This is a genomic window from Kosakonia sp. MH5, from assembly GCF_009935945.1.
GTDB classification, from domain to species: domain Bacteria; phylum Pseudomonadota; class Gammaproteobacteria; order Enterobacterales; family Enterobacteriaceae; genus Kosakonia; species Kosakonia radicincitans.
On the sequence record NZ_QODH01000001.1, the window covers coordinates 1,062,412 to 1,087,401 of the forward strand.

The 24,990-nt window shown below is 54.2% G+C and carries 20 protein-coding genes, 1 tRNA gene and 2 pseudogenes; 17 read left to right on the top strand and 6 right to left on the bottom strand.

The features are described from left to right. The first annotated feature begins 65 nt into the window (after nt 1-65). The 7 genes and pseudogenes from DK872_RS05030 (at nt 66) to DK872_RS27480 (ending at nt 9,548) form a co-directional block, all read left to right on the top strand. Entirely contained in the window at nt 66-1,574 is a 1,509-nt protein-coding gene (locus tag DK872_RS05030; protein WP_007373639.1) for a TolC family protein, read from the top strand. Between the two features lie 172 nt (nt 1,575-1,746). Then, a pseudogene (locus DK872_RS05035) lies at nt 1,747-2,665 on the top strand (IS3 family transposase). A gap of 525 nt (nt 2,666-3,190) precedes the next feature. Further along, nucleotides 3,191-5,092, top strand: coding sequence for a protease modulator HflK (gene hflK / locus DK872_RS05040; protein WP_161518086.1), 1,902 nt, complete (start codon nt 3,191-3,193; stop codon nt 5,090-5,092). Beyond that, complete coding sequence (locus tag DK872_RS05045) at nt 5,089-6,087, top strand: SPFH domain-containing protein (RefSeq protein ID WP_035887336.1); 999 nt, start codon at nt 5,089-5,091, stop codon at nt 6,085-6,087. The genes hflK (DK872_RS05040) and DK872_RS05045 overlap by 4 nt, the downstream gene beginning before the upstream one ends. After that, on the top strand, nt 6,084-7,154 hold the full coding sequence (hflK, locus tag DK872_RS05050; RefSeq protein WP_007373633.1) for a protease modulator HflK: 1,071 nt from the start codon (nt 6,084-6,086) through the stop codon (nt 7,152-7,154). Before DK872_RS05045 ends, hflK (DK872_RS05050) begins: the two co-directional genes overlap by 4 nt. Continuing rightward, nucleotides 7,151-9,085 (top strand): cation-translocating P-type ATPase, encoded by a 1,935-nt coding sequence (locus DK872_RS05055; protein WP_090397406.1) that lies wholly within the window; start codon nt 7,151-7,153, stop codon nt 9,083-9,085. The genes hflK (DK872_RS05050) and DK872_RS05055 overlap by 4 nt, the downstream gene beginning before the upstream one ends. Then, nucleotides 9,054-9,548 carry a hypothetical protein gene (locus DK872_RS27480; RefSeq protein WP_227135932.1) on the top strand — a complete coding sequence of 165 codons (495 nt, stop codon included), beginning with the start codon at nt 9,054-9,056 and terminating at the stop codon, nt 9,546-9,548. The genes DK872_RS05055 and DK872_RS27480 overlap by 32 nt, the downstream gene beginning before the upstream one ends. 373 nt (nt 9,549-9,921) lie before the next feature. Here the strand turns inward: DK872_RS27480 and DK872_RS05065 are convergent. Together DK872_RS05065 and DK872_RS05070 are read right to left on the bottom strand one after the other, a co-directional pair. Next, nucleotides 9,922-10,872: pseudogene (locus tag DK872_RS05065) on the bottom strand (tyrosine-type recombinase/integrase); the annotation flags it as partial. 173 nt (nt 10,873-11,045) lie between these two features. Further along, nucleotides 11,046-11,122 (bottom strand) — tRNA-Arg (locus tag DK872_RS05070). A gap of 715 nt (nt 11,123-11,837) precedes the next feature. Here DK872_RS05070 and folD point away from each other — a divergent pair. The 5 genes from folD (at nt 11,838) to DK872_RS05095 (ending at nt 16,553) form a co-directional block, all read left to right on the top strand. Then, nucleotides 11,838-12,704 carry a bifunctional methylenetetrahydrofolate dehydrogenase/methenyltetrahydrofolate cyclohydrolase FolD gene (gene folD, locus DK872_RS05075; protein ID WP_007373630.1) on the top strand — a complete coding sequence of 289 codons (867 nt, stop codon included), beginning with the start codon at nt 11,838-11,840 and terminating at the stop codon, nt 12,702-12,704. Nucleotide 12,705: 1 nt separating this feature from the next. Continuing rightward, entirely contained in the window at nt 12,706-12,918 is a 213-nt protein-coding gene (ybcJ, locus tag DK872_RS05080) for a ribosome-associated protein YbcJ (protein WP_007373629.1), read from the top strand. Between the two features lie 286 nt (nt 12,919-13,204). Beyond that, nucleotides 13,205-14,704, top strand: a complete 1,500-nt coding sequence (locus tag DK872_RS05085) for a PTS transporter subunit EIIC (RefSeq protein WP_071920392.1) — start codon at nt 13,205-13,207, stop codon at nt 14,702-14,704. An 81-nt stretch (nt 14,705-14,785) separates the two neighbouring features. Then, nucleotides 14,786-15,802 carry a Mal regulon transcriptional regulator MalI gene (gene malI / locus DK872_RS05090; protein WP_035887333.1) on the top strand — a complete coding sequence of 339 codons (1,017 nt, stop codon included), beginning with the start codon at nt 14,786-14,788 and terminating at the stop codon, nt 15,800-15,802. Nucleotides 15,803-16,031: 229 nt separating this feature from the next. Further along, the gene (locus DK872_RS05095) at nt 16,032-16,553 is read left to right on the top strand and encodes a metal-dependent hydrolase (protein ID WP_161518087.1); all 522 of its coding nucleotides are present in this window, start codon (nt 16,032-16,034) and stop codon (nt 16,551-16,553) included. A gap of 125 nt (nt 16,554-16,678) precedes the next feature. Here DK872_RS05095 and cysS read toward each other — a convergent pair whose 3' ends face one another. Next, on the bottom strand, nt 16,679-18,064 hold the full coding sequence (gene cysS, locus DK872_RS05100; protein ID WP_161518088.1) for a cysteine--tRNA ligase: 1,386 nt from the start codon (nt 18,062-18,064) through the stop codon (nt 16,679-16,681). Nucleotides 18,065-18,237: 173 nt separating this feature from the next. Here cysS and ppiB point away from each other — a divergent pair, with 173 nt between their 5' ends. From ppiB to purK, 4 genes are all read left to right on the top strand, one after another. Beyond that, nucleotides 18,238-18,732: a peptidylprolyl isomerase B gene (ppiB, locus tag DK872_RS05105; RefSeq protein ID WP_007373624.1), complete on the top strand. Its 495-nt coding sequence runs from the start codon at nt 18,238-18,240 to the stop codon at nt 18,730-18,732. 2 nt (nt 18,733-18,734) lie between these two features. Further along, a complete protein-coding gene (gene lpxH / locus DK872_RS05110) occupies nt 18,735-19,457 on the top strand; it encodes a UDP-2,3-diacylglucosamine diphosphatase (protein WP_007373623.1) in 723 nt (240 codons plus the stop codon). Between the two features lie 129 nt (nt 19,458-19,586). Beyond that, complete coding sequence (gene purE, locus DK872_RS05115) at nt 19,587-20,096, top strand: 5-(carboxyamino)imidazole ribonucleotide mutase (RefSeq protein ID WP_043954542.1); 510 nt, start codon at nt 19,587-19,589, stop codon at nt 20,094-20,096. Next, the gene (purK, locus tag DK872_RS05120) at nt 20,093-21,160 is read left to right on the top strand and encodes a 5-(carboxyamino)imidazole ribonucleotide synthase (RefSeq protein WP_161518089.1); all 1,068 of its coding nucleotides are present in this window, start codon (nt 20,093-20,095) and stop codon (nt 21,158-21,160) included. Before purE ends, purK begins: the two co-directional genes overlap by 4 nt. Before the next feature lie 98 nt (nt 21,161-21,258). Here the strand turns inward: purK and DK872_RS05125 are convergent, their stop codons facing one another. Further along, complete coding sequence (locus DK872_RS05125) at nt 21,259-21,807, bottom strand: hypothetical protein (RefSeq protein ID WP_144134252.1); 549 nt, start codon at nt 21,805-21,807, stop codon at nt 21,259-21,261. Nucleotides 21,808-22,145: 338 nt separating this feature from the next. Here DK872_RS05125 and mnmH point away from each other — a divergent pair, with 338 nt between their 5' ends. Beyond that, nucleotides 22,146-23,231: a tRNA 2-selenouridine(34) synthase MnmH gene (mnmH, locus tag DK872_RS05130; RefSeq protein ID WP_161518090.1), complete on the top strand. Its 1,086-nt coding sequence runs from the start codon at nt 22,146-22,148 to the stop codon at nt 23,229-23,231. 71 nt (nt 23,232-23,302) lie between these two features. Here the strand turns inward: mnmH and DK872_RS05135 are convergent, their stop codons facing one another. Then, complete coding sequence (locus tag DK872_RS05135) at nt 23,303-23,962, bottom strand: methionine ABC transporter permease (protein ID WP_007373618.1); 660 nt, start codon at nt 23,960-23,962, stop codon at nt 23,303-23,305. Next, a complete protein-coding gene (gene sfbB, locus DK872_RS05140) occupies nt 23,955-24,977 on the bottom strand; it encodes a virulence-associated ABC transporter ATP-binding protein SfbB (RefSeq protein ID WP_007373617.1) in 1,023 nt (340 codons plus the stop codon). The genes DK872_RS05135 and sfbB overlap by 8 nt, the downstream gene beginning before the upstream one ends. Between the last annotated feature and the right edge of the window lie 13 nt (nt 24,978-24,990).

Here is a 24,990-nt window from a genome sequence, read left to right on the forward strand (position 1 = left end):
CTATGATGAACGTGATGGTGGCAAACCGGTTGTCGGTGGTGACAACTGTGAGTGGCAGCGAAATGATGCGTAAAGGCCGCAAGCTTTTTGCTCTGAGCGTACTGGTCGTGGCGCTAAATGGGTGTGCCGTGACCAGCGACCCGATTACCAAAAAAGAGAGCGAACAGCGCAGCCAGCAGGATCGAGTAGCGATGTTCAGCCAGCAGGAGCCGGTTACCGCGCCGATCACCCTGTATGACGCGATGGCCCGCGCACTAAAATATAACCTTGAGTCGCGCTTAAAAGTCATGGAAAGCGCGCTGGCCCAACAGCAGTTGGATCTTTCCCGTTATGACATGCTGCCAAAGCTGGCGGCTTCGGCGGGCTACGTAGGGCGCAACAACGCCAGCGCCTCCAGTAGCCGCAGCGTGGAAACCGGACAAACCTCTCTGGAACCATCCACCTCGCAAGATCGTGACCGCGATGTGGCGGACCTGACGATGGTATGGAACGTGCTCGACTTTGGCGTAAGCTACGTCAGTGCGAAACAGCAATCGGATCAGCGCTGGATTGCCGAAGAACGTAAACGCAAGGTGGTACACACCATTTTGCAGGATGTCCGTTCCGCCTACTGGCGTGCAGTTGCCGCCGAGCGTCTGCTGGGCCAGATCGATACGCTGATTGACCGGGTAAACCAGGCGCGTGAAGCTAGCGAGCGGATGACCGCCCAGCAGGTCGGCGACCAGGTTGAAGCCCTGAGTTACCGCCGTGCGCTGATTGAGGCCACCCGCCAACTGGAAGAGCAGCGCCGTGCGCTGTCGCTGGCGAAAACCGAACTTGCCACACTGATGAACCTGCCGTTGGACACGCCATATACACTGGCTCTGCCCGCCAGCGGTGACGAGACGGTTCCGCAGTTGAATGTGGATCAGAAAACCCTGGAAGAGACCGCGCTGGTGAGCCGCCCGGAACTGCGTGAGCAGGATTACCAGGTACGCATTAACGCCGCCGAAACCCGTAAAGCGCTGCTGCGTATGCTGCCGGGTATTGAGATTAGCGCAGGCGGCCACTATGACAGCAACTCATTCCTCGTCAACAACAGTTGGGCCGACGTGGGGGTGAAAGCCACCTGGAACCTGTTCAACCTGATGTCTGGCCCGGCTGCGCACAGCGCGGCGAAGGCCAACGAGCAGGTGGGCAAGTTGCAGCGTCAGGCGATGTCGCTGGCGATCATGGCGCAACTGTACGTGGCGCGCGCCAACTACAACGAAGCGCTGCGTCAGTATAAAACCAGCGAAGAGTTGCGTGATCTGGACGGGCAAATCGTTCAGCAACTGCGTAACCGCTACAAAGCCAATAGCATCGGTGAGTTGCAGCTAATTCAGGGCGAACTGAATGCGCTGAACGCCGATCTGCGTCAGGACCTGGCCTACGCGGAGCTGCGTAACACCTACGGGCAGATTATCTCCAGCGTGGGCGTAGACCTGCTGCCGAAGACACTGCCGTCGGACAAACTGGCGGATATCAGCAACGCGCTGCGTCAGTCGGAAGTCAACTGGCAGCAAGGGAAGATCAGCACGCTGCAGTCGTTCTGATAACACAGTCCCGGCGTCTGAGTACGCCGGGGCTCCCTTCTTACCCCGCCAGTGCTTTTCCCCCAGGAAAAATAGCAAGGATTATTGGTCTTATAATCATATGACCGACTGAATCGCCACAGGTTTAACAGACACCTCTGAGTCATTTAAGATGGCTGAAAGAGAGGTGCCCATGAGTGGTAAGCGTTATCCCGAAGAGTTTAAAATTGAAGCAGTCAAACAGGTTGCGTGGCTATTCTGTTTCCAGCGTTGCAACACGTCTCGATATCACCACCCACAGTCTTTACGCCTGGATAAAGAAGTACGGGCCGGGCTCTTCCAGTAACAAAGAACAGTCAGATGCTCAGGCCTGGATCCGCCGACTCCAGAAGGAACTGAAGCGGGTTACTGACGAACGGGACAAATCAAACAGTTCTGGCTGAGTCCCGTTGCGTTTATGGCTATCGCAAGATCCATCCCGACCTGCGGGATAGAGGGCAACAGTGCGGGATTAACCGGGTCTGGCGGCTGATGAAGCGTGCCGGGATAAAGGCTCCGGTCGGGTACCGTAGCCCACAGGCACGTAAGGGCGAAGCCAGTATCATGACGCCCAACAGGCTCCAGCGGCAGTTGAACCCGGACGTACCGGAGGAACGTTGGGTAACGGACATAACGTACATCCGAACTCACGAAGGTTGGCTATATCTGGCCGTGGTTGTTGCCCTGTTCTCGCGCAAAGTTATCGGCTGGTCGATGCAACCCCGGATAACAAAAGATATTGTCCTGAATGCAATTCTGATGACCATGTGGCGACGTAATCCTCAAAAACAGGTGCTGGTTCATTCTGAACAAGGTAGTCAGTATACAAGCCATGAGTGGCAGTCGTTCCTGAAATCACATGGACTGGAGGGCAGTATGAGCCGTCGTGATAACTGTCACGACAACGCAGTTGCAGAAAGTTTTTCCAGCTACTGAAGCGCGAACGGATAAAGAAAAAGATCTACGGAACGCGGGAAGAAGCCCACAGTGATATTTTTGATTACATCGAAATGTTTTATAACCGTAAGCGTCCGCATAGTTCGAGTGATCAGATGCCACCGACGGAATATTAAAATCAATATTATCAACGACTTATAAGTCGTCCAGATTATCCGTGGCGATTCACCCTTTACCACTATTTTGTCTCGCCGCTTTCAACAATTCGTGAGGCATATCAGACGCTCACCTTGCCCGCCACGCCAGTACCCGCGGCGCTAAAAAGAAAATAAGCAAAGCTGCCTATCGTAACGCAGGTCATTTCAACATGCAGGTAACGCGGAAAAGCCGGGCTTTGTTCCAGGCCGGGCAGGTTATGACTGGCAGTAACCAGCCCTGCATCTTGTTCGCAAAACCGCGCGTTATAGCGACACCGCCGTCAGCAAAAGCCCGGCTTAAAACCGACAAACACACAAATAGTTACAATATAACATCACGTCAATGATTACGCTTATAACCGAAATATTTAACACTATGTCGCAAAGTCGCTTTGTTTGTTTTGTCAATGTTATTTCATAGCATCATTGATGTGTTGTGCAAGCAGAACTGACGGTGAAATATGCCCAAATAATGCGGGCAGGGACGGGTCAACTGGAGAAAATATGTCGCAATCCCCTTTACCTACGGGAACCCCTCAGGTAACCCCGAGGTATCGACGCCTGTTAATAGTGCAAACCTGCCTGTATTGTATTCTGGTTGTAGCAGGTGCGGTCTATTTATTCCTGCAGCTATTTTCCGTTCCCGGCTTCTGGCTGCCCGCTACGCGTCTAATTCTGGCGACAACGTTTGTGGCGCTGGCCTTTGTGGAAAATTCACTGCGCTGTGAAGGCGTTGAGCCACAGGATTCGGAGCCCGTTACTGAAACAACAGCTGCTGCGCCACGCCCGCCAGGTCGATTATTGCAGCCGGGTCTGCAGGCCTGGCTGCATTATTTTCACCGACATCTGGCAACAACACTTATCACAGCCCTGCTGGCAATCGCTTTTGCCATCGCAAATATCGCTGACACGCAGCCCGTCGACCAGTCAAGTGCTCCCCCGCTGGCAGTGACCGGCTTTTTTATTCTGCTCTGTTTTACCCTGCTGCTTATTGAGCGCATGCTCAGCTTCAAAGTGATTCGGGGATGGCAATATCAACAGCAGCACACTGAGCTTGTTCGCGCCATCCTGAGTATTTTTTTGCTGCTTACCATGGCATTTCTGATTGCAGCGCTCTCTCTCACAGTGACCCTGTGGCTCATAAAGCTGGGTAGCCTCATCGCTTTGCTGATGGCGCTGGAATATCTGCTGCGTGCCATGATGGCAATGGCGCTTCCCCTCTCTGCTGAATCCGAACCCCATTTTCTCACCCGCAGCCTGTTTACAGCGTTGTATCGGTGGCCGCTGCAGCCGGTGGTTCTGTTATTGGGTGCATTTCATCAGCGATTTGGCGTCGATCTTCGTCAGATTCAGGCGTTCCGTTTGTTGGGTAAAAAGCTTCTGCCGGTTACCTGCTGTATCGCCGTTCTGGGCTGGCTACTAAGTGGTTTAACCGAAGTGGAGCTATATCAGCGGGGTATCTATGAACATTTCGGACGCCCGGTAGCCGTTCTCTCTCCTGGCCTGCATATCGGCTTACCCTGGCCGTTTGGACGCGTTATCCCGGTAGAGAACGGCGCGGTGCACGAATTACAGCTTAGCGATAATACGGAAACGAAACAGCCTGCCGCACAGCCGGACAGTGTCGAAGGCCCAGCCCCGCAGAGCAGTTGGCGTCTGTGGGATAACAGCCACGCTACGGACCAATCGCAGGTCATCGCCAGTACCACCATGGACAGCCAGAACTTCCAGATGGTCAATACGGATATACGTGTGATCTGGCGCGTGGGCCTAAAGGATAGGGATGCGCTTAACAGTAAATATCAAACAGAGGATTTGCCGGTACTTATACGCAGCGTTGCACGCCAGGTATTAATGGCACAATTTGCCAGTAAACAGCTCGACCAGCTACTTGATGAACAGCGGGTGACGTTGGCGGCCACGCTTAGCCAGGACATTCAGCAGCGCCTTACCCAGCTTAATACCGGGGTGGAATTACTGTTTACCCGAATTGAAGCCATCCATCCCCCCGCCGGGGCAGCCGACGCCTATCATGGCGTCCAGGCGGCGCAAATTGCGGGAAATGCCCTGATTGCGCGCGAAAAAGGGTATGCGGCTACCGTCAACAATGAGGCGCAACGCAAGGCCCAGACCGGTTTTGATACCGCAGAAGCGGCAGCAGCAGAAAACCTTTCACGCGCGAGGGCCGCCGCCACCGATTTCTCCGCTGAAGAGCAGGCATGGCAACTGGCGGGAGAGGCATTTATCAACGAGCGACGCTACCAGATCCTGAGTCAAGCGCTGGCCCATACGCCGCTTCTGATCCTTGATAATCATCTACAGGGCGCGAATGAACCCGTACTGGATCTACGCCAGTATCCCGCCTTAACAGACAGTACCGCACCACAGAAGGCCAGTACAAAATGAAGATCACTGCGTTAACCCCTGCCAGAGATGCGCCAAACGCCATTCAGCGGCGGAATGTTCCTCCAGCCCGGTTGCCCGGCAAACGCGCCCTTCGCATCGGCGTGGCGGCACTGCTGGTCATGCTTGCCGTCCTGACGGCTAGTTTGCTGGAAGTCCGCGCCGGCAATGCGACCGTAATCACCCGCTTTGGCGATCCGGTACGCGTCCTTCTCACGCCTGGCCTGGCATGGAGACTTCCGGCCCCCTTTGAGTCTCCTCTGGATGTCGATCTGCGGATTCGCTCCACATCCAGCGGTCTGCAGGACGTAGGCACACGTGACGGGCTACGGGTGCTGGTTCAGGCCTGGGTTATCTGGAAAGTAAAATCAGACGACAAAGATGTGCTGCGTTTTATTCGCGCCGTACAAAACCAGCCGGATGAAGCGACCCGACAAATCCGGACGTTTATTGGTTCTGCGTTGGAAACCACCGCCAGCAACTACGCGCTGTCGGATATCGTCAACGTCGACAGAAAAAAAATCAAAATCGCCCAGCTTGAGCAGCAGTTGCAGACGCAGCTTAAAACACAGTTGCTTAATAGCTACGGCATCGACGTTATCCAGACAGGAATTGAGCGCCTGACGCTCCCTGCTGTAACCCTGAATGCCACCGTTGACAGGATGCGTGCGGAACGCGAAACCATCGCCGCCGAACGTACCGCAGAAGGTAAACGTCTGGCTGCGGAGATCCATTCAAAAGCCGATCGCGACGCCCGCATTCTTGAAGCTGATGCCTCGGTTAAAGCGGCGGCCATTACTGCTGCCGCCCAGCGCGACGCGGCCAGTATTTACGGTAAAGCCTGGCGTAGCGACCCGCAACTCTATGACCTGTTGCGCTCGCTGGATACGCTGCGTTCTGTTGTCAATTCCAGTACCCGCATAGTGCTGCGTACTGACGCGGCCCCTTTCAGTACTCTGGTGCAGGAGCCAGCTCCGTTGAAAGAGATAAAACGATGACACCAGCATTGCCGGGCCGTACACCGTGGGGACAGTCCTACCGTATCGCCTTCTTTATGCTGTATGGTACGGCGCTCATTGCCGCCAGCGCGTGGCTTTTATCCTGTATCTATGAGGTCACTCCAGACAGCAGAGCGGTAGTCTTCCAGTTTGGTAAACCGACCCGGGTAGCGAATGCGGGTCTGCTGCTTACCTGGCCGCACCCGGTCGACCGGGTAGAACGCGTGCCAGCCGCAGAACGAATTATGGAGCGCGAGGTCAGGATATTACGCCGCGAACAGCAGTTGGATCTCGTCAATAGCTGGGATCGCGACGGGGACGCCGGCGCTGGTGCGGGTTACTTACTGACAGGTGATGAAGGCGTCGTGCAGCTTGATGTGCGTGTCTTCTGGCGCGTCAGCAATCCCATCCGTTTCGCGCTACAACGCCCACATATTGATCCGCTGATTGACCGCCTGGCCGAACGCGCCGCCGCGGTCGTTTGTATGGAGCGCAATCTGGATGCCATTCTTGTGGCAAAGCCTGAGACACCGAAGAATGACCAGCATTCGGCGGAAGAGCGTATCCGCCTGCGCAGCGATTTTAAACAGAACATGCAGCAAAGCCTCGCGCGAATGGCCGCCAGCGGCAACGATCCGGGAATAACTATTGAGCGTGTAGACATTGTCTCATCGTTGCCGGATAACGCCATTGCGGCATTCAATGCAGTGCTGACCGCCAGCCAACAGGCCGATCAGACAATTGCCGCCGCTCGTACCGCGGCAGCGTTGCGCGCCCAGCAGGCGCAACAGCAGGCCGATCGTCTGATCCAGCAGGCACAGGCCAGCCGTCAAGAAACGCTGGCAAAAGCCAGTACCGATACCCAGACAATATTGCAGTTAGCGCAGGTGCTGCAAGACGGAACAGATGGGGGGCTATTACAACGGCTGTGGCGAGATAACGTCACCCGCATTCTGACCCAAGCCGGACAGGTCGTTGCCGTCGCGCCCGGCGACGACAGCCGTTTAATCTTACAGGGTCTCACGCCACAATCCGCCACGCCGCCTGCCAGCGAGAAAAAACCATGAGTCACCAGTGTAGCCACGGACATATCCACTTTAGCAGCGATCTGCAAACCCCTGCTGAACAGCACCGTATGTCGCGGCAGATCGCGATCGCGATGATCACCATCGGGCTATTGTTATTAAGCCTGCTCTGGCGCGCGATAACGCCGGGCCAGCCAGCTGTCAGCGATATTCTGGCCGGCGTCGCGTGGCTGCTGGTCGCGGTGCCCGTTTTTCGCGCCGGCTGGCACAGTCTGCTGCACCCTGATCTGCACGGCGTAACCGACCAGTTGATCGTCCTGGCAATGCTCGGGGCGTGGGCGCTGGGCGATCTGATGACCGCCGCGTTACTGCCGGTTATCATGATTTTCGGTCACATCCTTGAAGAACGAAGCGTAATGGGTACGCGTCAGGCCATTGCCGGCCTGAGCAGACTAGCTTACAGCCGGGCAAGACGTGTGCGTCAGGATGGTTCGCTGGAAAATATTAGCAGCCAGCATCTTCAGCCGGGCGACATCGTAGACATTCGCCCTGGCGATCAAATTCCTGCAGATGGTCGTATTCTTTCTGGCCACGCCAGCATCGATATGGCCTCCATCACCGGCGAACCGATCCCGGTTGAGGTCACAGCGGGAATGTCTGTTTTCGGCGGTACCCTGAATCTGAACGGTTTACTGCGGGTGGAGGTCATCCATACGGGCGAGGAGTCTACGCTGGGGAAAGTTATCGCCCTGATGAAAGAGGCTGAGCAGGCAAAACCTCCGATTACCAGGATGCTAGAGTGCTACGCCGGTCAATACCTTATTCTTGTCCTGTTGATTGCCGCGACTACCTGGTTTTTAACCTATGACAGTCAGGCTATGCTGGCGGTGCTGGTCGCGGCTTGTCCCTGTGCCCTGGTGCTGTCGGCACCAGCAACGTCAATGGCCGGAATCGCCGTGGCCGCACGGCATGGGATATTGATCCGCAATGCAGCTTTTCTGGAGGAGTTGGCGGATGTCGACGCGATCATTATTGATAAAACCGGCACTCTGACCCAGGGCAGGCTACGGCTTGCCGATATCATTCTCACCACGAAACGTCCCAAAGAGGCCGTATTACAGTTGGCCTCGGCTCTCGGCGCGGCCAGTAACCACCCGGTCAGCCGTGCGCTGGCTGAAGCCAGACCGACAGGCACAGATACTGTGCTGCGTGATGTTGAGGAGATTCAGGGAATGGGAGTGATCGCGACCACCAGCGCGGGCCAGGCCCTGCTGGGACGGCGTGAACTGTTTGAACGCTATCGCATAAACGTCTCTCCCCTGCCCGATCATGATGGTCCGGTCGTCGGTGTGGCGGAAGATGGCGCGTTTCTCGGCTGGTTTCTCCTCGATGACGCCATACGCCCGGAGGCACCAGAGGCGATGGCGATACTTAAGACCTTGGGTATTGACCGTCAGCTTCTCCTGACAGGCGATCGACACATCGCTGCGCAACGGGTCGCGCAACAAACCGGGATCGGCGAACTGACCGCCGAAGCGCTACCGGCTGAAAAACTCCAGCAGGTCCATCAGGCGGTAAAAGAGGGATGGCGCCCCATGGTCGTCGGAGACGGTATCAACGACGCTCTGGCGCTGAAAGCCGGCGCCGTCGGTATCGCCATGGGCAGCAACGGGGCCGATATCGCGCTGGCGTCAGCGGATGTGGTATTAACCGGCAGCGATTTACGACGCCTGTCCACCGCGGTACGGCTGAGCAGGCAATGCCGCGCCACGCTCAGGGTAAACGTGATTATCGGGCTCGGTTGGACAGTGCTGATCGTCATCGCTGCTGCTATGGGATTTCTTGGCACCGCCGGGGCGCTGGTGGCGGCCATACTGCATAATCTAAGTACGCTTATTGTACTGCTGAATACCGGACGTTTGCTGCAGTTTGACGAAACGAATGAAATTAATGCAACACGGGAAACCCGATAATGTTTTTTCACAAGACATGAAGCATCATGCAACAGCCTTTATTACGCTGCGCGGAGGGCAGGTCCGCCCTGTCAACACGCTCTATGATGAATGCATAAAATGGCCTATTTTTGAGCATAGATACTGTTGTTACTTTGAAATAAATATGAACACTTTTTCAGCAATAACGTCTGGTGTTCAAATGGCCTCAGGGTATAGATTGATTCTCTGGTCCCCGTTGATGAGAAATAATATGAGAGTATCAAGTATCATTGGAGCGACGTTGTTAGCGACCTCCTTCCATGCAGCAGCATTTGTTTCAAAATCGCCTGTTCCTGTTGGCCAGAAAGTTAATATAACAAGTATATCCTATGGTGGTCATGCTATTCCCTCAGAAGCAGCGAACGGAGGAGTGACACAAATTATACCTATCCAGGGCTGTAACTGCGCCTTTTGCACAGCACTGCGCGGGGCCATGAGTTGAGTCTCGCCTCCTCGTTGTAGGTTCGTTCGATCTATACCCATCATAGGGCTGCGGCCACATGCCATTGCATTAAATGTGGTTTTATGGAACAAGTATTTAGTGATGGTGATTACTCTTGTCATCCGCTAAATACAAAGCATATATATTCTGAATCTCCTGATTCAATTATTCTTGTTCCCTCAGTATTTTGGTTTTTCTGGCATTTATAATTGCATTCACTATAATCTTTCTCTTTTTTAATAGCACCCATTTATTCACAACATTATTTTTATGAACTTAATTCAATCAATTACTAATTATTTTCACCTCACAAAATATATTACACCAAAAGCTATATACCCGCAGGGACGTCTGAACTCTGACCTGCTCCCGGTTGATTAATACTCGCTTCACTCATCGGCTTGGTGATGTCGTTACGCCCGGGGAATACCAGCTTATAACGCCCTGTGACTGCTTGAATTTCTTGTAACGCTGCTATCACCTGATCGGAGAGAGGCACCTGATGTGGCCGCCGCATCTTCATCCTATCTACCGGTACTTCCCATACTTGTTTATCGAAATCAAATTCTTTCCATTCCGCCATACGAAGTTCAATGGTACGAACACCCGTTAGCATCAGAATCCGTATTGCCAGACGGGTTATTGGGCTGCCAGAATAAGCGGCCAGTGCCTGTTGTAAGAAGGCCGGAAGTTCATCCGCTAACAGATGAGGGTAATGGACAGATTTAGGCGCAGTTAACGCACTTGCCAACTCTGAGGCTGGGTTAGTTTCAGCGCGGCCGGTGTCAATAGCGTAACGAAAGACCTGGTTGCAGGCCTGCCGAATTTTACGCAGTTTATCCATCACTCCACGTTTTTCGAGTTTACGAAGCGAACTGAGGATCTCGAGCGGCTTTATCTCTGCAATTGGACGCTTGCCAATATCAGGGAATATATCGTTTTCAAAGGTTTCCATAATGTCTTCAGCGTACCCCTTAGACCAATTAGGGCGTTTGTACTCATGCCATTCCAACGCGATAGCGTTGAAAGTGTTTTCTACATTAGCCTTCTGAGCCAATTTGTCAGCTTTCTTCTCTTCGCTCGGGTCGCCACCTAAAGCAACAATCTTGCGAGCTTCTTCGCGTTTCATACGGGCATCTGCCAAAGATATGTCAGGATAAACCCCGATAGAAAGTTTTTTCTCTTTACCCAAAACACGGTACTTAAAGCGCCAGTACTTCGCACCATTAGGCTTTATTAACAGATACAAGCCACCGCCATCGGTGAGCTTGTATTCTTTTTCTTTGGACTTTGCAGTATCAATCTGTCGTGCATTTAGTGGCATATGGGGCCTCTAATTTCCATTGAACGAGATGAGCCCCCTCAAAGGCCCCCAGATACCGCTTGATTTGGGTATAACTGAGTTGACTTCGATAGAACTCGTGACAGAAAAATCCAGTAATTTCAGGGGGTATAAAGGAGAAAAAGAGAATTTAGTAGAGGTGTGATTGCTGAAAATGGCACGCCCTACAGGATTCGAACCTGTGACCTACGGCTTAGAAGGCCGTTGCTCTATCCAGCTGAGCTAAGGGCGCATTGCGCGGATGCCCCACCTTTGCGGTGGAAACGGCTGGAATTATACGGTCAGCGCCTGATGAGTCAATGTATTTTCCGCTGGCTGCTTGCTTAGTGAACGGCTGTGAGCAATTTCGCACCATCCTTGCTGTTTTCAGACCAATTCCTCGCGGTTAATGACCTCTTTTCGTGTCTTTCGATAACGATGTCCTTTACAGCCATCTGCCAGAACACCATGAATACGCACATCCGGCTTCGGCCTCCTGACGATACTTAATGCCAGTTAAAATATCTTCTTCCTGTAAAGATATAATTCAGTCGAGATTCACTTCCTGCTTTTTTCCTCTCTCCTGGAAAGAACAGTAAAATTAATCTCTGCGGGCAGAACGATTGCCACCGCAATAAAGTAAACGCGTAGTGAAGATGAAAATATCCGCCAGGACTTTAATTTTCCTAAGGGGATTCTTAATAGGATCTCAGAAATAACCTGGTCAGAGTATTCGAATGAATCAGCAAATAGCGCGTCACCCGGTGCGATGCCTGACGTAGCCCCGCATTTCCTAAGGGTGATGAATTGTTGAAATTTCGTTAAAATCGGGACCGCGCGGGGCATTTTCCGCTCTCGCCCTCCCCTTTGCAGGTGAAATACGCAAACGATAACTGACAGCACGCCGCGCTTCTGACAAAATAGTCACATCCCCCTTAGTTGAAACGACAGATGGAATCCTCTCTCTGATGGCAGCAAAGATTATTGATGGTAAAACGATTGCGCAGCAGGTGCGCTCTGAGGTTGCGGAAAAAGTACGGGCGCGCGTTGCGGCCGGGAAACGCGCCCCAGGCCTGGCAGTCGTACTGGTTGGCAGCAACCCGGCATCGCAAATTTATGTCGGCAGCAAGCGCAAAGCCTGTGAGGAAGTGGGTTTCATCTCCCGCTCTTACGATCTTCCTGAAACCACCAGCGAAGCCGAGTTGTTGGAACTTATCGACAAGCTGAACGCCGATGTCACCATCGACGGTATTCTGGTGCAGTTGCCGCTGCCCGCCGGTATCGACAATGTGAAGGTGCTGGAACGTATCGCACCGGATAAAGACGTCGACGGTTTCCATCCGTATAACGTGGGTCGCCTGTGCCAGCGCGCGCCGCGTCTGCGACCCTGCACACCGCGCGGGATCGTGACGCTGCTGGAGCGCTATAACATTGATACTTTCGGCCTCAACGCCGTTGTGATCGGCGCATCCAATATCGTCGGCCGCCCGATGAGCATGGAGTTGCTGCTGGCGGGCTGCACCACCACCGTGACGCACCGTTTCACCAAAAATCTGCGTCACCACGTTGAGAATGCCGATCTGCTGATCGTCGCGGTCGGTAAACCGGGCTTTATTCCGGGCGAGTGGATCAAAGAAGGCGCGATTGTTATCGATGTCGGCATTAACCGCCTGGAAAACGGCAAAGTGGTCGGCGATGTGATCTATGAAGAAGCCGCGGCCCGCGCGGCGTATATTACCCCGGTTCCGGGCGGTGTCGGCCCGATGACCGTCGCCACCCTGATCCAGAACACGCTGCAAGCGTGTGAAGAATATCATGATGTAGAAGGCGCATAAGATGGCAACATTTTCCCTGGGAAAACACCCGCACGTAGAGTTGTGCGATCTGCTGAAACTGGAAGGCTGGAGTGAGAGCGGCGCGCAAGCGAAAATCGCCATTGCTGAAGGCCTGGTGAATGTAGATGGCGCGGTGGAAACGCGTAAACGCTGCAAAATCGTCGCCGGTCAGACGGTCAGTTTTGAAGGCCAGAGCGTGACCGTCATCGCCTGAGCACCTGCCAAAATGCCGGATGGCGCTGTACTTTTCAGCGCCTGCAAATGATGAGTCTCCAGGCCGGATCAGGCGATAGCCGCCATCCGGCCTTTCTTATTTAATCACCCCGTAATCATCACGGTTTATTACCGATCAACCTCAAATAATCATTAATTGATCTGGCTGAATGTAAAAATTTAGTTGCAGCTTTTTCGCCCTTATCTCACGATAAGTAGAACGTTCTACTAAAACGTTCTACTGACAATAATAACGCGCAAAATGCGCAACTTCGGGGGAAATCAGCATGAGTCTGATATCAGGGTTTGTTAAATCGCTGTCTAAATTATCGATGATTGGTCGCGCACTGATGCTGCCGATCTCGCTGTTACCGGCTGCGGGCTTATTACTGGCCTTCGGCGACAAATTCCATCTGCCGCTGATGATGAACGCAGGCGGCGTCATTTTTGATAACCTGCCCATGCTTTTCGCCATCGGTTCGGCTGTCGGGCTGGCGTCCGAATCCGGGATTGCGGCGCTGTCGGCGGCGGTCTCGGTGTTTGTCACCAACATCACTATCGGCACCATGTTAGGCATTACGCCGGAGATGGCCTCGCAGGGCGGGAAATACTCCATGGTGGTCGGGATCCCGACGCTGCAAATGGGCGTTTTTGGCGGCCTGATCTGCGGTATTCTCGCCGCCTGGTGCTATAACCGCTTCCACACGATGCAGTTACCGGAGTTTCTTGGCTTCTTCTCCGGCAAGCGTTTTGTCGCCATTGCCACGGCGTTCCTGTCATTTGTGCTCGGCCTGCTGCTGCCGTATGTCTGGCAACACATCCAGGCGGGTATCGATGCGCTGTCGGTGATCGTCAACGGCGATAACCAGGCGGCTTCGACCTTTATTTTCGGGCTGGTAGAACGCGCGTTGATCCCGCTCGGCCTGCACCACATCTGGTATCCCTCATTCTGGTATTCGTTTGGCAATTACACCACGCAGGCCGGTCAGGTGATCCACGGCGACCAGACTATCTGGTTCAAGATGCTGGAAGAAGGGGTGAAATCGTTCAGCAGCGACACCTACCAGAACGCCGGGAAATTTATGCAGGGTGAGTTCCCGCTGATGCTGTTCGCGCTTCCGGCGGCTTGCCTTGCGATGTACCACGAAGCGCAGACCCGCAACAAAAAGATTGCTTTCGGTATCCTCTTCTCGGCGGCGCTGACCTGCTTCCTGACCGGGATCACCGAGCCGGTTGAATTTACCTTTATCTTTGTCGCGCCGATCCTCTATGTCTTTAACGCCATCATGGCGGGCCTGGCCTATATGACGATGTACCTGCTGCACGCGCACATCGCCAAATCGTTCTCTGCCGGCTTTATTGATTATCTGTCGTTCGGCATTCTGCCTTCGTTTAACGGCTATCAGACTAACTTCCTGAACGCTATTATCGTCGGTATTCCGATGGCGCTGATTTACTACTTCACCTTCCGCTTTGTGATCCGCCGTTTTGATGTCAAAACGCCAGGCCGTACCGACGTGACCGCTGTGGCGGACGATAAAACCGATACCGAGCTGGCGACCGAAATTATCGGCCTGCTGGGAGGTGCGCAGAATATTGATTCCGTGGGTTCCTGCATCACCCGTCTGCGCCTCGAAGTGGCGAAGAGCGAAATGGTGGATAAAGATGGACTTAACGGGCTGGGCGCGCGCGGCGTGGTATTTGTGGGCGACAGCGGTATTCAGGTGATTTTTGGCGCGAGGGCGCAATTTATCGCACAAACCATGTCCACGATGATCGGCAAATAATAATATGCCGGATTGGCGCCTCTGCGGTAGCCTAACCGAGGCGCTAACCCGGCGGATAAGCAGGAAATTCAGGGAGCAGAGTTGAAGAAAGTCAGCATTATTGATGTCGCAAAACAGGCGGGCGTTTCCGTTTCCACCGTCTCGCTGGTGCTGCGTCAGAAAGGGAAAATATCAGAAGCCACGATCGAGAAAGTCCATGCGGCGATCGCGGCGCTCGGCTATGTGCAAAACGTCGCGGCGGCTAACCTGCGCGCCAACACCTCCAACCTGATCGGGCTTATCCTGCGCGATTTCAGCGACAGTTTTTCCATCAAAGTGATGGCCAGTATCGTTCAGGAACTGGAAACGCAGGGATATATGGTGTTCCTCGGCCAGCCGCTTAATGATGGTGAACATCTTGAACGCTGCCTGCTCTCCTTCCAGCAACAGGGCGTGGCGGGCGTGATTTATCTTGCCTCGGATACGCGCAGCGCCTCGCTGCCTGAACAGATCCGCCAGTGTCACCTTCCGCTGGTGGTCGTTTCACAGTCACTGCTCAACGAGAACTGCGATTTAGTGATGCGTGATAACCGGCAGGCGGCGAGCCTGGCGACGCGCTACCTGATTGAACGCGGACACCGCAGTATTGCCTATATTGGCGGCGTCGAGGGCGATTTACTTCGCCAGCAGCGGCTACTGGGTTTTCGCAGCGCAATGAGCCAGCATGGGCTGGTGCTGCGCGAAGGTTCAACGCCGGATTGCAGCGACGACACCCAGGCGGCAAGCTACGCCACCCGGCAGTTGCTGGAAAATAACAACACCATCACCGCCCTGCTCTGCCACTCCCCGGCGGCGATGATTGGCTCGATATCCGGCATTCACCACACCGGGCGCACCGTCGGCAAGGATGTCTTTCTCTCTCAACAAGTTGCGCTGATAGGCTTTGAGGATATGCTGCACGTCAACCTCACCTCGCCCTCGTTCACCTATGTCTCTTCTGCCAGTGAAGAGACCGGGCGCCAGGCCGCCGGGCTGATGCTGCGCAAACTGAAAGAACCTGAGTTACAGACCCAGCGCATTACGCTCTCCGGGCAGCTTATCGCCCGTGAGTCAGCGTAATTAACCGCGGCGAGATAGAGGCGTTGTTAATGATGCGCCCGCCTATCGGCCGCTGGGTTTTCATGATTTTTATCGCTTCCTGAGCGCAGCGAAAACTGGCGTGGTCATTTGTCATACGCAGGAAAATTCGCCCTAAAATTTATGCGATCACGGGTAGATTCGGAAAAGCACGCAGTCATTCCCGTTCGTGCAATGGCTATAATCTCGCTTTTCTTCAGGGACATACCTCATGCCAACGATCGTTACTCATGCTGCCGTTCCTCTGTGCCTGGGCTTAGGGCTGGGTAATAAAGTCATTCCGCGCGGGTTATTAGTGGCAGGGATTGCACTGGCGATGCTGCCAGATGCCGACGTGTTAGCCTTTAAATTCGGCGTCGCCTACGGCAACGTTTTTGGTCATCGCGGATTTACCCACTCGCTGCTGTTTGCCTTTGTCGTACCGCTGCTGGTCGCGTGGTTTGGGCGAAAACGGTTCAAAGCCAGCCTGCTGCGCTGCTGGGCATTTTTAACGGTTTCGCTGTTATCGCACAGCCTGCTGGATTCAATAACCACCGGCGGTAAAGGCGTCGGCTGGCTGTGGCCGTGGTCAGATGAACGCTTCTTTGCGCCCTGGCAGGTGATTAAAGTCGCACCGTTTGCTCTGTCACGCTACACCACGCCGTATGGTCACCAGGTGATCATTTCTGAGTTGCTGTGGGTGTGGCTGCCAAGTGTGATAGTGATGGGTTTATTGTGGTGGCGCAGGCGTTAAAGGGGATGGCAGTTTTCGTGTTAACTGGCGTTGTGCAGGCCGGATAAGCACCATCCCACGCTCGTTACCGAATGGCAGAGAAAAACACACCAGAGATAAAAAAAGCGGCCGAAGCCGCTTTTTTCTTACTTACGACGCCAGGTCGTGCCCTGCGGACCATCTTCCAGCACAATGCCCATCTCATTGAGACGGTCACGCGCCGCATCGGCTGCCGCCCAGTCCTTCGCTTTACGCGCATCAAGGCGCTGCTGGATCAGTTGTTCAATCTCAGCCACTTCGCCATCGTCCGCCTGCGCACCGCTTTGCAGGAAAACATCCGGCTCCTGTTTCAGCAAACCAAGTACGCCCGCCAGCTTACGCATATGTGACGCCAGCGCATTGGCCGCATGCGCATCTTCCGTTTTCAGACGGTTCACTTCACGCGCCATGTCGAACAGCACCGAGTAGGCTTCCGGCGTGTTGAAATCATCATCCATTGCTTCAACGAAACGCGCTTCAAACGCCTCGCCACCTTCCGCCGGCACAGTGCTGTCTGTACCGCGCAGTGCGGTGTAGAGACGCTCCAGCGCAGAGCGTGCCTGCTTGAGGTTCTCTTCGCTGTAGTTCAACTGGCTGCGGTAGTGACCGGACATCAGGAAGTAGCGGATGGTTTCCGCGTCGTAATACTTCAGCACATCGCGCACGGTAAAGAAGTTACCCAGCGATTTGGACATCTTTTCGCGGTCAACCATTACCATGCCGGAGTGCATCCAGTAATTCACGTATTCGCCGTCATGGGCGCAGGTAGATTGCGCGATTTCGTTTTCATGGTGCGGGAACATCAGATCAGAACCGCCGCCGTGAATGTCGAAATGTGAACCGAGCTGTTTGCAGTTCATCGCCGAGCACTCGATGTGCCAGCCCGGACGCCCTTCGCCCCACGGCGACTGCCAGCTCGGCTCGCCCGGCTTGGACATTTTCCACAACACGAAATCCATTGGGTTGCGCTTGATTTCAGCGACTTCCACGCGCGCACCCGCCTGCAACTGATCCAGATCCTGGCGCGAAAGCTGGCCGTAAGTCGGATCCGTCGGCACCGAGAACATCACGTCGCCGTTGTCAGCCACATAAGCGTGACCGCGTTCCAGCAGGCGTTCGGTGATTTCAATAATTTCGTGGATATGGTGCGTCGCGCGCGGCTCGCTGTCCGGGCGCAGAATATTGAGCGCGTCAAAATCCTTATGCATCTCGACGATCATACGATCGACCAGCGCAACAAAGCTTTCGCCGTTTTCATTCGCACGTTTAATGATTTTATCGTCAATATCGGTGATGTTACGTACATACTTCAGCTTATAGCCGAGAAAACGCAGATAACGTACAACCACGTCGAAGGCAACAAAAGTGCGACCATGGCCGATATGACACAGATCGTAAACAGTGATACCACACACGTACATGCCGACTTCCCCGGCATGAATAGGTTTGAATTCCTCTTTTTGGCGCGTCAGTGTATTAAAGATTTTTAACATCGAAGATTCCATTTGGACGTGTGTGGAACGAAAACCGCATATATTACCCGTAATTCAAACCCGAAGCAGCACACTTTGCAAGGTGATCCCACCTCGCGGTTATGCTATAACAGGCGACTATCTCTGACCCACTGGCGGGTCTGTGCACTACACTATCAGAACAGGATGCAATAATGGTTACTTTCCACACTAATCACGGCGACATCGTAATCAAGACGTTTGACGATAAAGCGCCTGAAACAGTTAAAAACTTCCTGGACTACTGCCGTGAAGGTTTCTATAACAACACAATTTTCCACCGTGTTATCAATGGCTTCATGATTCAGGGCGGCGGCTTCGAACCGGGCATGAATCAGAAAGTCACTAAAGATCCGATCAAAAACGAAGCCAACAACGGTCTGAAAAACAGCCGTGGTACGCTGGCAATGGCGCGCACTCAGGCGCCGCACTCCGCAACTGCGCAGTTCTTCATCAACGTGGCAGACAACGACTTCCTGAACTTCAGCGGCGAAAGCCTGCAAGGCTGGGGCTACTGTGTCTTCGCCGAAGTGGTTGAAGGCATGGACGTGGTTGACAAAATCAAAGGCGTTTCCACCGGTCGTAGCGGCATGCATCAGGACGTTCCGAAAGAAGACGTTGTGATTGAAAACGTGACCGTCAGCGAGTAAGCGTGGCGACACTCTTTATTGCAGATTTGCACCTGCAAACAGAAGAACCGGCGATCACCGCCGGTTTTCTGCGTTTTTTAGCCGGTGAGGCTCGCCAGGCGGACGCGCTCTATATTCTGGGCGATCTGTTTGAAGCCTGGATCGGCGATGACGATCCCAACCCGCTGCACCAGCAAATCGCCAGCGCCATCAAATCGCTGGTTGAAAGCGGCGTACCCTGTTACTTCATTCACGGCAACCGTGATTTTCTGCTCGGCAAACGCTTTGCCCGCCAAAGCGGTATGCAACTGCTGCCGGAAACGCAAGTGCTCGATCTGTATGGCCGTAAGATACTGATCATGCACGGCGATACGCTGTGTACCGACGATGCCGGTTACCAGGCGTTTCGCAAAAAAGTCCACACGCCGTGGATACAAGCCCTGTTTCTCGCCCTGCCGCTGTTTATCCGCCGCCGTGTCGCCGCGAAAATGCGCGCCGGAAGTAAAGCCGCTAACAGCAGTAAATCGCTTAAGATCATGGACGTAAATCCGCAAGCCGTCATCGACGCTCTGGAAAAGCACCGCGTTCAGTGGCTGATCCACGGCCATACGCACCGCCCGGCAGTACATGAACTCACCGCGAACAACGCGCCCGCATTTCGGGCTGTTTTAGGTGCCTGGCACAGTGAAGGTTCGATGGTGCGCGTCAGCGAAACTGGTGTCGAACTGCTCTTTTTTCCCTTCTGATTAGCAACGCACGCGTCGCGGCAAACGCGCAAAACATCGCCACGCAACCGTTTTCCTTCGTCATTTTACATGCTATTCTCTGTGCCCTCTTTTGTCGTCTGAAGTACACCCACAGGAGTTTTGAGACGCATGTCTTCAAGCAACCAACCGGCGCGCATCGCCATTGTTATGGGATCGAAAAGCGACTGGGCAACCATGCAGTTCGCCGCAGAAATCCTCGATACCCTGAACGTCCCGCACCATGTTGAAATCGTCTCCGCACACCGCACTCCGGATAAACTGTTTAGCTTCGCCGAAAGCGCAGAGCAGAACGGTTTTCAGGTGATTATCGCCGGTGCTGGCGGCGCGGCGCATTTGCCAGGGATGATTGCGGCCAAAACGCTGGTGCCGGTGCTGGGTGTACCAGTACAAAGCGCCGCGCTGAGCGGCGTCGATAGCCTCTACTCTATCGTCCAGATGCCGCGCGGTATTCCTGTTGGTACGCTGGCGATCGGCAAAGCTGGCGCAGCAAACGCGGCGCTACTGGCCGCGCAAATCCTCGCCCAGCACGATGCTGCACTGCATCAACGTCTGGCGCAGTGGCGCAAAGCCCAGACCGATGAAGTGCTGGACAATCCGGATCCCCGGGGGGCGGCATGAAGCAGGTCTGCGTATTAGGTAATGGTCAGCTTGGCCGCATGCTGCGCCAGGCTGGCGAGCCGCTGAGCATTGCAGTATGGCCGGTCGGACTGGACGCGGCGCCGGAAGCGGTGCCGTTTCAGCAGAGCGTGATCACGGCAGAAATTGAACGCTGGCCGGAAACGGCGCTGACCCGCGAACTGGCGCGTCATCCGGCGTTTGTAAACCGCGACGTATTTCCGGTGATTGCGGATCGTCTGACGCAAAAACAACTCTTTGACAAGCTGCAACTCGCCACCGCGCCATGGCAACTGCTGACAGAGAAAAGCGAGTGGCCGGGCGTGTTTTCGCGCCTGGGCGAGCTGGCCATCGTCAAACGCCGCGTCGGCGGCTATGACGGCCGCGGCCAGTGGCGTCTGCGGGCTGCCGATACCGATCAACTGCCGGAAGAGTGCTACGGCGAGTGCATCGTCGAGCAGGGCATCAACTTTTCAGGTGAAGTGTCACTGGTTGGCGCGCGCGGCCATGATGGCAGCACAGTGTTTTATCCGCTGACGCACAACCTGCATCAGGACGGCATTTTGCGTACCAGCGTGGTTTTCCCGCAGGCCAATGCCGAACTACAGCAGCAGGCCGAAGAGATGCTCTCGGCAATCATGCACGAGTTGCACTACGTCGGCGTGATGGCGATGGAGTGCTTTGTCACCCCGGCCGGGCTGCTGATTAACGAGCTGGCGCCGCGTGTTCACAACAGCGGCCACTGGACGCAAAACGGTGCCTCAATCAGTCAGTTTGAACTGCATCTGCGCGCGGTAGTGGATTTACCGCTGCCGCCACCGGTAGTCAACAGCCCGTCGGTGATGATCAACCTGATTGGCAGCGATCTCAATTACGACTGGCTTAAGCTGCCGCTGGTGCATCTGCACTGGTACGATAAAGAGGTGCGTCCGGGGCGTAAGGTGGGTCACCTGAACCTCAACGACAGCGATACCTCCCGTCTGAGCGCTACGCTGGAAGCGCTGGTTCCGCTGTTGCCGCCGGAATATGCCAGCGGCATCGCCTGGGCGCAGTCAAAACTGCAATAATCCTCGATCTCTACGCTGGCGGTCATCGCCAGCGTTTTCAATTTCGCTTGTCGCGTTCCTTTGAAGCAAGCTGCTCTCGTAAACGTCCTGTACACATATTAGATTCGCGCCACAACATCACAGATCATCTGCGGGAAATTAATCTCCGCCAGAATTTTATTTGCCAACTGCTCGGGGGAGGCATTTTTGGGTGTCAGGTAAATATCTTTTTTCCACATAACGGCAATTTTCGCTAATTTCAGCAAATGATATTTCCTGACACCGGGCGGTAATATTGCCTCGTCAAAAGGAACCACCGGGCTTCCTTTATGAATTCCTGCACATGTATTTGCACTATCATAAATATATTTCTCATGTCTATTTGGTTCAGAATTGAGTAAAAGATCTCCCTGATAAAGTAAGCGATCGCCCTCTCTTGCTTTCTGGATATGCCATAGTCGTCGATTGTTGCAATCAAGATCTTTTCTGGTAGAAAAACCCACTACTCTGTAGGGATGATAAAAAACTGACGTCCTGCCATCATCGCTCCCCCGTGAACGGCGATTGAGTTCCAGACGGATACGACAAAATTCTTTCGTATCGGGCTGATAAAAGTAAAAGGATGAAAACCCTTTATTTTTCGGTGCAGTAAACCAACATTTAAACATACTCCCTCCTTGTATATTTAACCGAATGAAACTGGCTTAAAAATAATGCACCGGGCGATTAACCAACCACAATTAAAGAGTTATTAAATAATAAGTTAAATCTTACATCCCAATAAGATAATTCAAACGAACCATTCCGTTTATGTCGACAGTCTGACATCACACAGATTAATCTGGGCTGTAGTATAAAAGGACGAATATAGGCGCTGTGCCGGAATATAGTGCGGGCATCTTGTTACACATTAAAAAGCGATTAGCTCCCGCCATTGATCTCGGCAGCTTCGGGCGTAAAATCTGCACGCGGCGGTTACCGCCAGCGTTTTGCAGAAGGAAGCCCCATGAACGACACGACGGATTACCTGACTATCCTGCGTGATACCACTCCTCTTATTGATGTCCGCGCACCGATTGAGTTTCAACAAGGTGCCCTGCCTGGCGCCATTAACCTGCCGCTGATGAATGATAGCGAGCGCGCCGCCGTCGGCACCTGCTACAAAAAAGCGGGACCGGAGGCCGCGTTGCGTCTGGGTCACCAGTTGGTTCAGGGCGAATTACGGGAACAACGAATGCAGGCATGGCTCCAGGCCTGCAAGCAAAATCCACGCGGCTATATCTGCTGCGCGCGCGGCGGTCAGCGTTCGCACATCGTACAGCAGTGGTTACGCGAGCGAGGAGTTGACTACCCGCTGGTCATCGGCGGCTACAAAACACTGCGTCAGGCAGCAATAGAGGCGATACATCAGCGTTTGCAGCGCCCGCTGTTGCTGATTGGCGGCTGTACCGGTAGCGGCAAAACGCTACTGGTGGCATCCCGACATAACGGGATCGATCTGGAGGGGCTTGCCCGCCATCGCGGCTCCTCGTTTGGCCGCACGCTGCAAGCGCAACTTTCGCAGGCCAGTTTTGAAAATCAACTGGCTGCGGTACTGCTGAAAACATCTCCCGCTTTCTGGCTGCTGGAGGATGAAGGGCACGCGATTGGCGCGAATCATCTGCCAGCAATACTGCGTGAGCGCATGGCGCAATCACCGCTGGCGGTGGTGGAAGAGCCGTTTGAGCAGCGGCTTGAGCGCCTGCGTAACGACTATTTTTTGCAGATGTCACAAGCCTTTATCCAGCGCGATGGTGAAGAAGCAGGCTGGCAGGCTTACGCAGAGTACCTGCGCCACGGTCTGTTTGCGATTCGCCGCCGCCTTGGGTTACAGCGTTTCGCACAGCTTAGCGCCCGCCAGGAGGAAGCGCTGATTCAACAACAGCGTTCCGGTAATACAAGTGCGCATTTTGCGTGGCTTGCGCCGCTGCTTGAAGAGTATTACGACCCGATGTATCGCTATCAGTTAGAAAAGCGCGCGAAAGATATTATCTTCCGCGGCAATTACGATGAAACGGCCGCCTGGCTGGCGGCACAAAATAACCAGCAGTAATGTCGGTGGCTGGCAACGATCCCCGGTCTGCCCGGTGAGCGGGTCGACCATATGAACCCGCTCGTGGGATATCAATGACGATCGCGCTTATCGGCGCGTTTTGCCAGCCAGTCACCCAGCATCTGCACCACCTGCACCAGCACGATCAGCGCCACCACGGTGACAATCATCACCTGCGTTTCATAACGATAGTAGCCGTAACGAATCGCCAGATCGCCCACACCGCCACCGCCGACAATCCCCGCCATCGCCGAGTAGCCAATCAGGCTCACCAGCGTGATAGTCAGACCGCGCAGTAAGCCAGCGCTGGCTTCCGGCAGCAGCACCGTACAGATAATGCGTAGCGGGCTGGCGCCGAAGGCTTCAGCGGCTTCGATGATCCCTTTGTCCACTTCACGCAGCGCGCTATCAACCAGCCGGGCGTAAAAAGCGATAGCCGCAACAGACAGCGGCACGGAAGCGGCAATCGGCCCAATGGTATTGCCGAGCAGCCATTGGGTTAACGGCAGCAGCAACACCAGCAGGATGACAAACGGCACCGAACGAATAATATTGACCAGCACAGAGCTGATTAAATAAACCGCGCGATTCTGCCAGAAAAGGTGGCGATCGGTTACGAAAATCAAAAAACCTAACGGCAAACCGCCAACAATCGCCAGCACCGTCGAAATGCTCAACATCTGGAAGGTTTCGCCAAAAGCCAGGCTTAAATCGGCCAGTAAATCATCCACGAATCACCTCCACCTGTGCGGTACGGTTGCGAATGTAATCAACGGCTTCTGCCACCCGATGCGGATTTTCAGCAGAGGACAATTGCACCACCAGCATCCCCAGCGCGCGCTCACCGATATACTCAATTTTGCCGTGCAGAATATTCACCGCCACGCCAAACTTCACCGCCGCATCGGAGAGCACCGGCTGTTCGGCGGAGTCGCCAATAAACAGGATCTTCAGCAGTTGCCCCGGTAAATGTTGCTGTAAACGTTCCGGTAGCGTCAGGTTCAACGTGTGCGATACCAGTTGTTGGGTGAATGCATGCTGTGGATGGGCAAAAATATCAAACACTTCCCCCTCTTCCACCACTTTACCGCCTGACATTACCGCCACCCGATCGCAGATCGATTTGATCACATTCATTTCATGGGTGATCAGCACAATCGTGATCCCCAGTTGTTCGTTGATCTGTTTTAACAGCGCCAGAATGGTGGCGGAAGTTTCCAGATCCAGCGCGGAAGTCGGCTCGTCGCACAGCAATACATCCGGATGGTTGGCAATCGCGCGCGCGATACCCACGCGCTGTTTTTGCCCACCGCTCAGTTGTACCGGATAACGATGCGCTTTATCGCTCAATCCAACCAGTTGCAGAATTTCCGCTACACGCGGGGCGATTTTGCTGCGCTCCCAGCCCGCCGCTTTCAGGCTAAAGGCCACGTTTTGCGCCACCGTGCGGGTGTGCATCAGATTAAAATGCTGAAAAATCATGCCAATGCGCTGACGCGCCTGACGCAGCGCTGCGCCATCCAGCGCGGAGATTTCCACGCCATTAATATTTACGCGGCCCTGGCTGGGACGCGTAAGTGCATTTAATGTGCGCAGCAATGTGCTTTTGCCCGCGCCACTGGTACCGACAATGCCAAAAATTTCACCTGCGGCGATGCGCAGCGAGACCGAATCAACGGCACGCGTAGCGCTTGCGCTCCCGCGACCTGCGGGAAAATCGACGCAAACCTTCTCTATCTCAATCATGCAAACCTCAAAC

Coding starts and splice junctions, on each gene's coding strand:
- DK872_RS05030 (WP_007373639.1), top strand. CDS start 66: ATGCGTAAAGGCCGCAAGCTTTTTGCTCTGAGCGTACTGGTCGTGGCG.
- hflK (WP_161518086.1), top strand. CDS start 3,191: ATGTCGCAATCCCCTTTACCTACGGGAACCCCTCAGGTAACCCCGAGG.
- DK872_RS05045 (WP_035887336.1), top strand. CDS start 5,089: ATGAAGATCACTGCGTTAACCCCTGCCAGAGATGCGCCAAACGCCATT.
- hflK (WP_007373633.1), top strand. CDS start 6,084: ATGACACCAGCATTGCCGGGCCGTACACCGTGGGGACAGTCCTACCGT.
- DK872_RS05055 (WP_090397406.1), top strand. CDS start 7,151: ATGAGTCACCAGTGTAGCCACGGACATATCCACTTTAGCAGCGATCTG.
- DK872_RS27480 (WP_227135932.1), top strand. CDS start 9,054: ATGAAATTAATGCAACACGGGAAACCCGATAATGTTTTTTCACAAGAC.
- folD (WP_007373630.1), top strand. CDS start 11,838: ATGGCAGCAAAGATTATTGATGGTAAAACGATTGCGCAGCAGGTGCGC.
- ybcJ (WP_007373629.1), top strand. CDS start 12,706: ATGGCAACATTTTCCCTGGGAAAACACCCGCACGTAGAGTTGTGCGAT.
- DK872_RS05085 (WP_071920392.1), top strand. CDS start 13,205: ATGAGTCTGATATCAGGGTTTGTTAAATCGCTGTCTAAATTATCGATG.
- DK872_RS05095 (WP_161518087.1), top strand. CDS start 16,032: ATGCCAACGATCGTTACTCATGCTGCCGTTCCTCTGTGCCTGGGCTTA.
- cysS (WP_161518088.1), bottom strand. CDS start 18,064: ATGTTAAAAATCTTTAATACACTGACGCGCCAAAAAGAGGAATTCAAA.
- ppiB (WP_007373624.1), top strand. CDS start 18,238: ATGGTTACTTTCCACACTAATCACGGCGACATCGTAATCAAGACGTTT.
- purE (WP_043954542.1), top strand. CDS start 19,587: ATGTCTTCAAGCAACCAACCGGCGCGCATCGCCATTGTTATGGGATCG.
- purK (WP_161518089.1), top strand. CDS start 20,093: ATGAAGCAGGTCTGCGTATTAGGTAATGGTCAGCTTGGCCGCATGCTG.
- DK872_RS05125 (WP_144134252.1), bottom strand. CDS start 21,807: ATGTTTAAATGTTGGTTTACTGCACCGAAAAATAAAGGGTTTTCATCC.
- mnmH (WP_161518090.1), top strand. CDS start 22,146: ATGAACGACACGACGGATTACCTGACTATCCTGCGTGATACCACTCCT.
- sfbB (WP_007373617.1), bottom strand. CDS start 24,977: ATGATTGAGATAGAGAAGGTTTGCGTCGATTTTCCCGCAGGTCGCGGG.